This window comes from Euhalothece natronophila Z-M001 (genome assembly GCF_007904085.1).
GTDB lineage: Bacteria > Cyanobacteriota > Cyanobacteriia > Cyanobacteriales > Rubidibacteraceae > Halothece > Halothece natronophila.
This window is the reverse complement of the sequence record NZ_CP042326.1, coordinates 2,507,209-2,521,727: the sequence shown is the minus strand read 5'-3', so window position 1 is coordinate 2,521,727 and position 14,519 is coordinate 2,507,209. Positions and strand designations below refer to the sequence as shown.

The 14,519-nt window shown below is 43.6% G+C and carries 9 protein-coding genes; 2 read left to right on the top strand and 7 right to left on the bottom strand.

Going from position 1 to position 14,519, the window contains the following annotated elements; translation table 11 throughout:
• Positions 1-83 precede the first annotated feature (83 nt).
• Together bchB and FRE64_RS12350 are read left to right on the top strand one after the other, a co-directional pair.
• Complete coding sequence (bchB, locus tag FRE64_RS12355) at positions 84-1,610, top strand: ferredoxin:protochlorophyllide reductase (ATP-dependent) subunit B (protein WP_146296522.1); 1,527 nt, start codon at positions 84-86, stop codon at positions 1,608-1,610.
• Positions 1,611-1,931: 321 nt separating this feature from the next.
• On the top strand, positions 1,932-3,386 hold the full coding sequence (locus FRE64_RS12350; protein ID WP_146296521.1) for a hypothetical protein: 1,455 nt from the start codon (positions 1,932-1,934) through the stop codon (positions 3,384-3,386).
• A gap of 25 nt (positions 3,387-3,411) precedes the next feature.
• Here the strand turns inward: FRE64_RS12350 and FRE64_RS12345 are convergent, their stop codons facing one another.
• The 7 genes from FRE64_RS12345 to rpmA form a co-directional block, all read right to left on the bottom strand.
• Positions 3,412-4,035, bottom strand: a complete 624-nt coding sequence (locus FRE64_RS12345; RefSeq protein ID WP_146296520.1) for a flavin prenyltransferase UbiX — start codon at positions 4,033-4,035, stop codon at positions 3,412-3,414.
• A gap of 178 nt (positions 4,036-4,213) precedes the next feature.
• Positions 4,214-8,860 carry a glutamate synthase large subunit gene (gene gltB, locus FRE64_RS12340; RefSeq protein WP_146296519.1) on the bottom strand — a complete coding sequence of 1,549 codons (4,647 nt, stop codon included), beginning with the start codon at positions 8,858-8,860 and terminating at the stop codon, positions 4,214-4,216.
• Between the two features lie 246 nt (positions 8,861-9,106).
• Complete coding sequence (locus tag FRE64_RS12335; protein ID WP_146296518.1) at positions 9,107-10,882, bottom strand: S8 family peptidase; 1,776 nt, start codon at positions 10,880-10,882, stop codon at positions 9,107-9,109.
• A gap of 106 nt (positions 10,883-10,988) precedes the next feature.
• Positions 10,989-11,333 (bottom strand): 4a-hydroxytetrahydrobiopterin dehydratase, encoded by a 345-nt coding sequence (locus FRE64_RS12330; protein ID WP_146296517.1) that lies wholly within the window; start codon positions 11,331-11,333, stop codon positions 10,989-10,991.
• Between the two features lie 471 nt (positions 11,334-11,804).
• Positions 11,805-13,238: a sensor histidine kinase gene (locus FRE64_RS12325; RefSeq protein WP_146296516.1), complete on the bottom strand. Its 1,434-nt coding sequence runs from the start codon at positions 13,236-13,238 to the stop codon at positions 11,805-11,807.
• Between the two features lie 90 nt (positions 13,239-13,328).
• Positions 13,329-14,150 (bottom strand): CpsD/CapB family tyrosine-protein kinase, encoded by an 822-nt coding sequence (locus FRE64_RS12320; protein ID WP_146296515.1) that lies wholly within the window; start codon positions 14,148-14,150, stop codon positions 13,329-13,331.
• A gap of 76 nt (positions 14,151-14,226) precedes the next feature.
• Complete coding sequence (rpmA, locus tag FRE64_RS12315; protein ID WP_146296514.1) at positions 14,227-14,499, bottom strand: 50S ribosomal protein L27; 273 nt, start codon at positions 14,497-14,499, stop codon at positions 14,227-14,229.
• Between the last annotated feature and the right edge of the window lie 20 nt (positions 14,500-14,519).

Sequence of the window (14,519 nt, the reverse complement as noted above, 5' to 3'; positions counted from 1 at the left end):
TTAAGTAGATATGCCTTGACTCAATCCTGTCGATCATATCTGAGACAATACAACATAACTAACTCAGAGACAGACTTGAATTTATGAAATTAGCTTACTGGATGTATGCGGGGCCCGCTCATATTGGCACACTCCGCATTGCTAGCTCGTTTAAGAACGTTCACGCTATTATGCACGCCCCCCTCGGAGATGATTACTTTAATGTTATGCGGTCGATGTTAGAGCGCGATCGCAATTTTACGCCTGTAACTACCAGTGTGGTAGATCGTAAGGTACTTGCCCGTGGCTCACAAGAAAAAGTCGTGGATAACATTACCCGTAAAGATGCCGAAATTCATCCCGACTTAACCATCCTTACCCCCACTTGCACTTCCAGTATTTTACAAGAAGACTTAGAAAACTTTGTTCAACGCGCCCAACTCGATAGCAGTGGCGATGTCATGCTTGCCGATGTTAATCATTATCGTGTGAATGAACTACAAGCAGCAGATAAAACCCTTGCTCAAGTTGTCAAATTCTATCTAGAGAAAGCTGAGAAAAAAGGTGATATTCGCACCGATAAAACGGAAAAGCCCTCCGTTAATATTATTGGTCCCACTACTTTAGGCTTTCATAATCAACATGATCTCACAGAACTACAACGGTTAATGACTGATTTGGGCATTGAAATTAACCAAATTATTCCGCAAGGGGCTTGTGTCCATGAACTGAAAACGCTTCCTCGGGCGTGGTTTAACCTCGTTCCATATCGGGAAGTCGGCCCCATGGCAGCCAAATATATCGAGGATAATTATAATGTTCCTACGGTACAAGTAACCCCTATGGGAATTGTGGAAACGGCCCGTTGTATCCGTTCGATGCAGAAGGCGATTAATGATCAGGGGGGAAATGTTGATTATGAAGGCTATATTGATAATCAAACCCGCTTTGTCTCGCAAGCGGCTTGGTTCTCTCGTTCCATTGACTGCCAAAACTTAACAGGGAAAAAAGCGGTTGTTTTTGGGGATAATACTCATGCAGTTGCTATGACCCGTATTTTAGCCAAAGAAATGGGAATTCGGGTGGTCTTAGCTGGAACCTACTGCACCTACGATGCGGATTGGTTTAAAGAACAAGTCCAAGATTATTGTGATGAGGTTCTTGTCAGTGATGATAATGGGGCAATTGGTGACGCGATCGCGCGATTAGAACCAGCTGCTATTTTTGGTACGCAAATGGAACGCCATGTGGGTAAACGCATTAACATTCCCTGTGGCGTAATTGCTGCCCCAATTCACATTCAAGACTTCCCAGTTGGCTATCGTCCTTTCTTAGGCTATGAAGGAGCAAACCAAGTGGTAGATTTAGTGTATAATTCCTTTACTCTCGGTATGGAAGATCACCTCTTAGAAATCTTCGGTGGACACGATACCAAAGAAGTGATTACCAAAACAGTTTCTGCGGAATCTGACTTAAATTGGACAAAAGACGGGTTAGCAGAATTAAATAAAGTTCCTGGGTTTGTTCGTGGCAAAGTAAAACGGAATACCGAAAAATATGCCCGAGAACAAGGAATTGAAAATATCAGCGCCGAAGTGATATATGCTGCCAAAGAAGCAGTAAATGCGTAAATACAGTGGATGGAGTGGGCAGTTTGTCCACCCTATCCTGATTCCCTAACTACACCGATAGATCAACGCAAGGAAAAGTGGGAAATTGAGCCTCTTCTGCCTAAAGGCGAGAAGATTCCCTTGTAGACTCTTATCTAGATTTAACTCTTAGAGTTAAATCCCCGACAGACCGCCGTTACAGGGCTGTTTGGTCACGGTCGCTCCAACCGCAGACACTTACATCTTAACACAGAACGCCATAAATGGCGGGGTTTTGAACCCGTGATTTTACGATAAAATAGTAATCATGCTGATGTTGTCTATTCTAGGGTTAGGGAGTTAATGTCGCCTTACAAAAGTCAGATTTTGAGCTTTATTAATCGCCAATCATTACGTTTCGGCGATCGCGCTAAGGTCAGTTTCAGACAACTCAAAACTGCGACGGTGTGGGGAATACAAATCATTGCTTATCCCCTTTACCTGTTAGTGCAAACCTCAACTCAACTAGGAAAACAACTGCAAAATAAAACCGTTGAGTTATTATTACCACCAAAAGAGCAACATACCTCCTCTGTAGGAAGCCAACCCACAAGTGTTATCTTAAATAGTCTCCAACCCTGGCTAAAACATACTCCCTATCAACTGCTTCCTCTCCCTGAAGCCTCAACTTCAATCTGGGAAAAGCTCAAATTCTGGCGTAAAAAGAAGCCTAGAAAAATCAAAGTAGAAATTAAGCCCTTAAGTCGCCCTCAAAAAGCAAACTGGTTGAGGCAAGTTCCATTTTTACCTGCTAGTTCGTTTCGCAAAGGAGGAAAAACTGAAACCTCCAATACGTTAATTCAGGGAATCGCCACTGATTTGATAACGGGGAAACTGGTTTTAGCCACTGCGAATAATCAAACCATTGATATCTTATCTGATCAACAACATCAGCAATTGAAAAAGCGAATTAAAGTTATTATTGAATGTTATGAGGAATTGCAACAACCTTGGTGGTGGCGACTTGCTAATTCTCGAACGAAAAAACGTTTAAATCCCATTCAGTGGTTATCGCAGTTTCTGGTGTGGATACAAACTAGCCCCTTTGCGAAACGGTTAAATTTATTCCAAGAATCACAATTAGAAATTCCTGCTGGTGCTGATACGATTTCTCAAACGCCACCTTCGAGTCAACTGAATAATTTAGATCGTACTCTTGCTCGTTGGGAAAAGACAAAATTAAGCCCTGTTATTAACCAATTAAGGCACTGGAAAGCCAATTTAGGTAAGCAGGATAATAATGCTATCTTGTCTCTTATTCGCTCAGCGGTGGATTATTTTTATGGCGTAAAACCCCAAAAACGTCTCAGTGGTAAGGGAGCAACTGACACTCAAAGTTCGCTAAAGTATAATCCCTATAGTCTCGCTAGACTCATTGAAGCTGCTTTTGAACATTTGAGAAGAAAAGATAATCAGGGGTTATCTTATGCCGAAGGAGAGCCCTCTTTTCAAGAAGACTGGTTAACCAAAGCGGATTTATTTGGAGAAGAAGAAACTAATAAGCCAGTATCTCCTGTGATTACTGATGAAGAATTTTCTGCAGCGATCGCGCAACAGTTAAGCACGACTCTTGCTAGTAAGAATGGTAAAACAAATCAGGGAAAGTCAACATCTGAAAGTACAGATTATTTACAAACCGAAGCAATCCCTATTGGTTATGAAAAGCATATTTTAGCCCGAATTTTAGAATGGATTGATCGCGGTTTAGCCTGGCTCGAAAAATGGGTGATTAAATTGTGGCAAAAGCTAAAAAAGTAGTCAATTTGTCCTTTGTTTTGGTACTTCATTGATGATCTCCTCTGCCTTGCCATCGTTGGAAAGGCACACAAGGGATATCAAATTGATCTAAACTACGAGCAACAACAAAATCCACTAAATCTTCAATAGTTTCTGGGTGATGATACCAAGCCGGTATAGCGGGAACGATTCTTCCCCCTGCTTCTGCAAGAGCGGTTAAGTTTCGCAAGTGAATTAAGCTTAAAGGGGTTTCTCGGGGAACAACAACTAATTTCCGTCCTTCTTTAAGTTGTACATCTGCTGCTCGTTCTAATAAGTCAGAACTTAACCCTTGAGCAATCTTTGCGACGGTACTCATGCTACAGGGAATAATCAACATCCCCAAGGTTTTGTAGGAACCACTAGCAATGGTTGCACCCACATCTCCCCAACGATGGCAACGTAATTTTCCTCTGTCTTTTTCTTCAGATTGTTCTCGCCAAAATTGTTCTTGCTGATCTGGTTCAACAGGCATTTTGATGTTGTTTTCTGCTTGCCAAACCATAAAACTTGCTTTTGACGCAACCACATCAACAGTATAATCAGCGGCTAAGAGATATTTAAGGGTTCTAACTGCGTAAATTAAACCAGATGCACCACTGATACCAACGGTTAGGGGAAAATTGCTCATTATGTAGGAGTAAATTCACTTTTTCTAAGGTAACAGGTTTTTTCAAACTTTTTCCAAATTGCAACCTGCTGAAACTTTTACAACCATGGCTTTTGATTAGACTAAGCCAGAGTTATTCAAAAAACGCACCCAATCCTTAGATCAGGTGCGCTTTTTTAGATCAAGAACTGGCTAATTATTAAACACTGGTGAGCGTTTTTTCCTCTTGCGAAACTTCAGCATTAGCCACTGCTGTTTCTGCTTCTGAGGGAGGAACAATTTGCCAGAATTTGGGCAGATAAGTTTCCCAATTATCGAGAATCATCTGCGCTTTTTTGCTGCCCGTGCGTTGGGCATGATTGGTGATCAGTTCTTTGAGTTGTTCTTCTCCAGCTTTACTGACAATGCGTTGATAGGTGACAATTTCGGTGTTGACTTTAGCGGGGAAATTATTTTCTTCATCTAAGAAATAGCCAATACCGCCAGTCATTCCAGCACCAACATTTCGTCCCACTTTTCCTAAGACAACCACAACGCCACCAGTCATGTATTCGCAACAGTGGTCGCCAGCACCAGTAATTACGGCATAGCCAAAGGAATTTCGCACGGCAAAGCGTTCACCAGCTTGTCCATTGGCATAGAGATAGCCACCAGTTGCCCCATATAAGCAGGTATTACCAACGATCGCGTTATTAGCAGGTTCATAGGTAGCGTCTTCTGGGGGAACAATAATCAGTTCACCGCCATTCATGCCTTTACCCACATAGTCGTTGGCTTCTCCTGTAAGTTTCAGGGTCATGCCAGCGAGATTAAACGCCCCAAAACTCTGTCCAGCAGCACCTTGAAAGTTAAGGTTAATTTGCCCGTTGAAGCCGGTATCGCCATGTTGTTTAGCAAGTTTACCCGCGATTCTTGCCCCTACAGCGCGATCGGTGTTGAGAATTTTAACAGATTTGTTCACCTGACCATGATTTGCCATGGCATTAGCAATTTCTGGGTCATTTAAGAGTTTTTCATCTAGAATTGGCCCATTACTGTGAACTTCCTCATGCTGTAACCAACTGCGATTTTCTCGCACATCTGGCAAGTTAATCAGACAGTTTAAGTTTAAGGACTCGGTTTTGGTCAGGTTGATGTTTTCACGGTGTTTGAGTAAATCAGACCGTCCAATTACTTCATCGAGACGACGATACCCTAACCGCGCCAACAACATCCGCACTTCTTGGGCGACAAAGTAGAAGAAATTAACCACATGACCAGGAGTGCCACTGAATCGCTTACGGAGTTTTTCTTGCTGGGTTGCCACTCCAACGGGACAGTTATTGGTGTGGCAAATTCGTGCCATAATACAGCCTTCAGCAATCATGGAAACCGAGCCAAAGCCATATTCTTCTGCGCCCATTAAGGCTGCCATGAGGACATCCCAGCCAGTTTTGATGCCACCGTCAGCACGGAGAGTAACGCGATCGCGCAGTTGATTTTCCAACAGCATCCGATGCACTTCTGTTACCCCCAATTCCCAAGGCGTTCCTGCGTGTTTAATAGAAGACAAGGGAGAAGCCCCCGTTCCGCCATCATGACCAGAAATCTGAATCACATCAGCATTTGCTTTTGCCACGCCAGCAGCAATCGTTCCGATGCCAATTTCAGCCACTAACTTCACAGAAACTTTCGCATCAGGGTTGACTTGGTGTAAGTCAAAAATTAGCTGCGATAAATCCTCAATGGAGTAAATATCATGGTGTGGCGGTGGTGAAATGAGAGGAACGCCAGGCTTAGACCGCCGTAACATGGCAATATAAGGGCTGACTTTCTTGCCAGGGAGTTGTCCTCCTTCGCCAGGTTTTGCCCCTTGCGCCACTTTAATCTCAATTTGGCGACCACTCATCAAGTACTGTGGAGTGACCCCAAAGCGTCCCGAAGCCACCTGTTTAATGGCTGAACTTGCCGTATCGCCATTATTTAACCCTTTCAGATGGGGAAATGTCTGGGAGTTGCCCTCTTCATCCACATCATTCATGACAATAAAGCGCGTGGGATCTTCTCCTCCTTCCCCCGAATTGGATTTACCACCAATGCGGTTCATAGCCACAGCAAGGGTTTCATGGGCTTCCCGAGACAGCGACCCCAGAGACATTGCCCCTGTGCAGAAGCGTTTAACAATCTCTTCTACCGGTTCAACTTCTTCTAAAGGAATGGCCTTTTGTTCATCCACCTTGAAGTCTAATAAGTCTCGTAGCGCCGTTGCTGGACGTTCCTCTAAATGCTTGGTATATAGCTCATAATGGTCATAATTTTTGCCGGCAACCGCTTGGTGTAACGCTTTTGCCATCTCAGGGCTATTCATGTGATATTCCCCACGGGGACGATAATTAAAGAACCCAAAGTTCTCCAACTTCTTCCCTTGTAACTCAGGGAAAGCACGACGATGGAAGTTCATCACCTCTTGGGCAAGTTCTTCCATATTTAAGCCACCAACCCGAGAAGTTGTGCCAGCAAAAGCGCGATTAATGACATCTTCTCCTAAACCAATTGCCTCAAAAATTTGTGCGCCGTTATAACTGGACAAGAGAGAAATTCCCATTTTCGAGAGAATCTTCAGTAAGCCCATTTCTACCGCATGGCGATACTGTTCTTGTGCTTCGAGACAAGAAATTTTTTCCATGCGTCCTTTATCCATCATTTTCTGGGTTTTACTATCACTGACCCATTGACGAATACTCTCTAACGCCAGATAAGGACACACCGCAGAAGCCCCATAACCAATTAAGCAAGCAAAGTGATGGGTACTCCAACATTGAGCGGTATCAATAACAATGGAGGCTTTCATCCGCAGTCCTTCTTCAATGAGGTGATGGTGAACTGCACCCACTGCTAACAGAGGGGGAATATAGCTATATTCATTATTAATCCCCGACGCAGCACGGTCAGAAAGCACTAAAATTTTACTGCCTGCTTTGACCGCTTCCGCCGCTTGTTCTTGTAAACGTTGCAGGGCGTTTTCCAAGCCTTGGGGCCCATCACTAATGGCAAACAGGGTAGAAAGTTCACTGGTGGTAAACCCAGACTGTTTAACGCTTTCTAACTCCCCATCATTGAGAACGGGGGTTTCAATTTTCAGCATTTGGGCGTGTTCAGGGGTTGCTTGTAGCAAGTTCCCTTTTTCTCCCAAACACATCTGCAATGACATCACCAGCTTTTCCCGTAAGGGGTCAATGGCTGGGTTAGTAACCTGAGCAAACCGTTGCTTAAAGTAGTCAAACAGTAGCCGTGGCTTATCCGACAATACAGCTAAGGGAATATCATCCCCCATACAGAAAGTCGGTTCTTTCGCCTGCGTTGCCATAGGCTGGAGAATCATCTCCACATCTTCTGCGGTGTAACCGAAGGCGGTTTGTTTTTGAAAAACCTCGGTTTCATCCATTTGTGGGGCATCTGGAAAGGCTTGTAACTCGACAGTTTTCCGCCCTTGTTTTAACCACTCTCCATAGGGGGCTTCTTTAGCAACTTTTTCTTTAATCTCCCAATTTTTTAGAATTTGGTGATTTTGTAAGTCCACCGCGAGCATTTCCCCGGGGCCTAGACGACCTTTTTCCACAATGTCAGCTTCGGGAATGGGAAGCACTCCTGCTTCTGACCCTACAATGACATAATTATCTTTGGTAATACAGTAACGGGCCGGACGTAAGCCATTTCGGTCTAAGTTTGCGCCAACGGTTTTACCATCACTGAAAACAATTAACGCTGGACCATCCCAAGGTTCTTGAATGCCACGATGATACTCGTAAAAGTCAATTACTTCTGGAAGTTCCGCTAATTCTGGTTGATTCTGATAGGCTTCTGGAATCAGCATCATCAAAGCCGCCATGGGACTGCGTCCTGCTTGCACCAGAAGCTCCATAATGTTATCTAGGTTTGCCGAGTCACTTTTAGCTTGACTCACTAAAGGCAGAGCTGCCATTTCTTCTTTACTGAGATGTGGGGCTTCTAAATCATCAACTCGGGCAAGCATCCAGTTAATATTCCCTAAAAGAGTATTAATTTCCCCGTTATGCCCTAATAACCGCATCGGTTGGGCAAGTCGCCACTTAGGCATGGTATTGGTACTGAAGCGACGGTGATAAATGGCAAAGGGGCTAATAAAGTCAGGGTTCTGGAAATCTAAATAATATTCTCCTAAGACCACGGAGCGCACCATGCCCTTATAGACAATGGTACGATTGGAAAAGGAGCAAATATAAAAGTCGTCGGGGTCTTCTAAGCCGGGTGTAGAAACAACTTCTTGTTTAATTTTGGCACTGGTAATATAAAGGGTTTTTTCTAAATCATCCCCTTGTTGCGTTGGGGAGGCAAAAAGAACTTGTTCGACACGGGGGCGGTTTGCTTTGGCTTGTTCTCCTAATACCTCAGCATTCACAGGAACTGGTCGCCAGCCGACAACATAGAGACAGTATTGTTTGAGAACTTTTTCAACACAGCTTCTGACTTGGGTTGCTTTTTCTTCATCTAAGGGTAAAAAAAGCATTCCTACCCCTAAATGTTCTCGGGAAGGGCTAAATAAATGATTTTCTTTTAACCAATTTTGGAGTAACTGCCAAGGAATAGCGGTCATAATTCCCGCCCCATCACCAGAGTCTTGGTCAGCACTACAAGCGCCACGATGTTCTAGGCAACCTAAAGCACTGACGGCTTGTTGTACTAAATTGTGGCTTGCTTTCCCTTCTTGAGAGGCGATAAACCCTACCCCACAAGCGTCTCTTTCTTCCACTAACCAAGGTTGTCCTTGATACGGGGTTGAATGATTCGTTACGTTTTGTTTCTCTGTGTTCATGCTATCGTTACTCATATCTTTTGTAAGGATGGTTTGCTGTCTGAGTCTTTATCCTTTCAGTCAGCCCAGTTTTTTTATTTCTCCATTGTGTTATAGCAGTCGTCACTTCACAGAAGCACGACTTTTGAGCTGATCTTGAATTTTGGATAATCAATCTGATCGTTTAGCTTAAAACAAATCTTGAAGCTGATTCAGTATAGTTGGTTTCTCCATCTTAAACAGTTTGACAATTTTAGTTCAAGAAAGTGATTTATATCATGCTTAAGAAACACTTGCAGTCTCTTTTTGACTTGCTAGACGGGCTAATCCCCAACATAAAACTGCATTAATTAGGAGATAACTGCGACTTAACCAGCCACTTCCTAATCCCCACACGGCTGGAGACATGACAGCGCTGATGGCTAAGAAGGAAGCCATGCCTAAACTTGTCCCGACAGCAAACCAACCCCACTTCGGATGTTGCAGGAATAATAAAACCAATCCCACGGGAATTAAGACACTGGCAAAGAAGGGATTAAGGGTAGTCGTCCCTGGAATCATATTACCTAATTCGGGAATAGAACTGCCCATAATACGGAAGGGGGCTTGAGGTAAGTCAAAGATATAAATCCCTCGCAAGAAGAATAGTCCTGAACTGCCAGCAATAATTCCACTGGCAAGAGACCAACTCCAGCCAAAGGGGAAGTAATTGCGTAATAACCAAGCGAGGATATAACCGCCAATGACGGTGGCTAACTTAAAGGGCAACATGACTGTACCGCCATCAATCCAGAAACGGGGATTGAGATAGCCATTATCACGCATCCAACGGAAGAAGTCACGGACGCTAATTTGACCTTTCATGGCTAGTTTAACCGCTTCTCCCGCGTCTAATTGTCCCACGCCATAATGGTTCATGGGGTCTTCTTGCACTTTTCGCACCGATTGTTGTAAGACATTGGACACTGCGTCGGGTTCAGTAATGCCCACGGCTTTCACTAACGCTGCCACCCCAGCGACATGAGGTGAGGCCATGCTAGTGCCTTGATAACCTGCGAAAACAGAATCTCCTTTCTCTGGGTTAATCGTATTCTGGATAATTTTCCCTGCTTCACTGCCACCTGGTGCAGAGATATCAATCCCTGCCCCATAGTTGGAATAATTACTTTTGTTGCCTGCCGCATCGAGGGCGGAAACGCCAATTACACGGGGATACCGTGCAGGATAGGCAGCAGAATTTTGATTAGAGTTGCCAGCCGCAGCGACAATAACTACATCTTTGTCATAGGCGTAGTTAATGGCTTCTGAGACGAGGTGACTATCACCAAAGCCGCCAAGACTTAAATTAATGACATCTGCGCCATTATCCGCAGCAAAACGGATGCCCTCTGCAATATCGGCAATTGTACCACTGCCATTGCCATCAAGGACTTTAATGGGCATAATTTTGGCTTTGTAGGCAATGCCTGCTACCCCATAGTTATTATTAGTGGATTGAGCAATGGTTCCGGCGACATGAGTGCCATGCCCTACGTCATCATCAGCTTGTTTACGATCATTAATGAAATCGTAGCCTTCAACAAATTCGGTTTGTTTTAAGTCGGGAACTTTACTGACACCCGTATCAATCACCGCAACGGTTATGCCTTCTCCCTGCGACTCATCCCAAGCCTTTTCGAGGTTAATACTGCGGAAGTTCCATTGTTGGGAATAATAAGGATCGTTAGGGATATCAAAGGTTTGATAAATAAAGTTTCGATCGATGGCTTCGGTGGCTTCTTTGACTAAGTCTTTGAGGGGTTGAAGGCTAGGAAGTTCAGCGTCTGTTTGAACCACATAAACGCGATCGCGCTTAGAAAATTCACTATTAAGTCTGGTAGTAACCCCATATTCTTTTTCCAGGGTTTTCAGTTTTTGTTCTACCACTGAGTAGGGAATTTCTTCTTTGAAATCGAGAACATAACTGTTATAAGTTCCTTGGGGGACTGAACTTAAAAAGTTCCAAACCGCAAGGGTTAATCCCAGTAAAAATAAACCGAAAATAAGCAGTCGTTTCATGGCTATGAAGATGAGTCGGTTAGGTCAGAGACTTTGACTTTATGTTATCATGAGCTTTTAAACTCTTCCCCCTGGGCAGGCAGTTAACTGAACTGAATCGCGCTTGTCACAATTCTTGTAGTATTTGATCCGTTTTTCGAGCCATGATGAAGTCGTTACGATGTAGCCCGTTAATAGCATGAGTCCACCACTGTACAGTTAACTTTCCCCATTCCACAATCAAAGTGGGATGATGTCCTTGTTTTTCAGCAACTTCTCCAATTTTCTGGGCTAAAACCAGCGCCGTCGCAAAATCCGATAACTGATAACAGCGTTCAAGATAAGACGAGTTTTCCTGATTAATAATTGACCAGTCAGGGATTTGAGGTTTATACTGCTTTATTTCTTCCTCGCTAATTGGAGAAACGCCTCCATGGCAGGGAATACAATTTTCTTGCAACAAGTTTTCCATGAGGCTCCTCCCAAGATAATCTCTATGATTAACCCCTAACGCAAACAAGTATCTTTTTTCAACTTCTGTCAAGATTTTTTCAGGATGCTTAACATGATTTAATACCTGAAGCAGATAATTATAGTCATTCCAAATAAAAAACAGCAACTTAAAAGTAGTGGGAGCATCTTGCTCCCTAGTAGCAGCCAAGATGGCTGCACTACGGAACTGAATTGGAACGACTATAATAGTATGTTCATATTCCCCAGCAATAATAGTTAAAGTAGGAAATTATCGTAAAATCACGGGTTCAAAACCCCGCCATTTATGGCGTTCTGTGTTAAGATGTAAGTGTCTGCGGTTGGGGCGACCGTGACCAAACAGCCCTGTAACGGCGGTCTGTCGGGGATTTAACTCTAAGAGTTAAATCTAGATAAGAGTCTACAAGGGAATCTTCTCGCCTTTAGGCAGAAGAGGCTCAAAAAGTCTCCACTACATAGTGGCAAAGGTAAGGGTAAAAATTGTACCTTCCCTAGGGCGGGAACTGACTTTAATATTTCCCCCCATTCCTTCTACAAGGGTTTTAACAATTGATAATCCTAAACCAGTGCCTCCTGTGGAGCAACTTCTTGCGTCGTCAACGCGATAAAAACGTTCAAAAATGCGAGTTTGTTGGGCTAAGGGAATGCCAATTCCGCGATCGCGCACTGATAAGACGCCTAATTGCTTTTTCCGCTCTAGCGTCATTGTAACGGGTTGTTCTGGCTCGGAATATTTTATGGCATTATCGAGAAGATTAAGAATAACTTGTTTGAGACGATTACTATCAGCACAGATTTTTATTTCTTCTGTCGGGAGATGATAATGAATCGCGCGATCGTGGCATTGTTGGAATAATTCAATGATCTGTTCTATAAATGAAGGAAAGGATATGGTTTCTAATTGAAACTGCATTTGCCCATTATCCACTCGCGCTAAGGTTAATAAATCTTCTAATAACTGAATGGTGCGATCCGCTTCATTACTGGCAATAGCAAGGGCTTCTTGTTGGGGTTCACTGAGGTTTTTACCTCGTCTTTGCACACTTTGTAAATAGCCAGACACAATCGTTAAGGGAGTTCGTAATTCATGGGAAACATTGCTCACAAATTGACGCTGTTGTTCCCAAGCCGCATATAAACGAGTGAGCATTTCATCAAACCGTTCTGCTAACTGTTGGACTTCTGTGGGGGCGTGATTCAGAGCAATTCGGGTTTCTCCTAAATGATCTGCCGAGATACTTTCAGTCAATTGACAAATCCGACGCAGGGGAAGCAGCGATCGCGCAACGTAAATTCCCCCGACTATGCTAATTCCCGTAATAGCAACCACTGTCGCAACAGCTAAATTTCTCATTACGTGCAAGAACATCACTTGTTCAGCATGGATATCTTGAACAATGTAAAGGTTGCCAATTCTCTCGCCATTAACAGTCAAAGGGCTAGCACAGAGAATCCAATACCGTCCATCTACTTGCGAAAGTGTTACTCCTGGAAAGGGAAAATTAGTGGTTTCTGGGGAAACAGGTAAAGGTTGTGGGGTATCGACACCCCCAGTTCTGGCGATAATGTCTTCTTCCTCATCTTCTACCCACATCACCACGCGATCGCGACTGAGATTATCAATTGCCTTCTGAATTGCTTCTGGCTGGGAAAACATCTCCTCATAAATTGCCACATCTTCAGGGAGACGCTCATCAAGATAAAGAACATTGTCTTTATGTGCTGAAATGAGAATCCGTTGCATCGTCACGCCCAACCAAATGGCTAGCCCCCCCATACCAACTACCGATACGGTGGTAATGGCTAGAGTTAACCGAAACCGCAGCGATTTGGGATTCCAAGTCTGAAACCAAGCCTTAATTTTCTTAAAGGGGAGCAACTGCATTACAAGAAACAATACTAATCCTTACTCCCCTTAGCATAATCCTCCATTCTGAGAAGACACTGAAGATGAGACTAATCAGAAATGAAACATTTAGGATTGATTGCTTTTTCCTCTCCCAAAACCAAAGAGAGCCTTTTTCCCCGATTCCTCCTCTTCTTTCGTTTCATAATAATAGCCTTGAGCATAGTAATAGTAGTAGCTATCAGGCTCATCTGAGGGATTAACGCCATTAATGACCATTCCTAAAACCGGCTGTCCTGAGCGTTGTAACATTTCCTTCGCTCCCGTTGCACTAGTGAGATCAGCCATATTCGGACGAACCACTAATAATGTTCCTTCGGCTAGTTTTCCTAAAAGAGCCGAATCTGCTCCTACTGCCATCGGAGGGGTATCAATTAGGACATAATCATAGGCTTGACGACATTTGTCTATGAAATCAGCAATTCGTTGCGAATCTAAAAGCGCGATCGGATTAGGTGGCGGTGCCCCTACTGTTAATAACTCAAGATTGGGATGCAGTTCTTTAGTGACTGTACTGACATCACTTTGATCCACTAGAAGATTACTTAATCCCATAGAATTTGGTTCTTCCCAAACTTGGTGCTGACTGGGGCGACGCATATCCCCATCAACGATTAAAACTCGATTTCCTAACTCCGCTAGAGCCAAGCCTAAATTCCCAGTCACCGTTGATTTACCTTCATTGGGAACACTACTAGTTACGACAATGACCTTTAACTTTTCATCTACTCGTGAGAATTTTAAGTTTGCCTGTAGCATCCGAAAGGCTTCACTGACAGCAGAGCGTGGCTGATCCTGCATTGGTAATTCACTGGCTTGTTTCCCAAATAGCGGAATTGATCCCAACAGAGTGTAACCCAGTTTATCTTTAATTTCTTGAACCGTTTTCAATTGGATTTTTAAATAAACCCTCTCCTTAACTGGAGAGGGTCAAATATCCTTAGGGATATGAACTAATGTTAATCGCTTAGGCAGTTGTTGCTTCTTCTACAGGGCGGATGCTAACTTTACGACGGCTTTTGCCATAGCGATCATAGGAAACAACTCCATCGACTAAGGCAAAGAGGGTGTCATCATTGCCGCGACCAACATTGAGTCCTGGGTGAATTTTCGTTCCCCGCTGACGCACTAAAATATTGCCAGCACGAACGACTTGACCGCCAAAACGCTTAACACCTAAACGTTTTGAATTAGAATCCCGACCGTTGCGAGTACTTCCTGTTCCTTTCTTATGAGCCATAATTTCCTCTCTATTTTTCT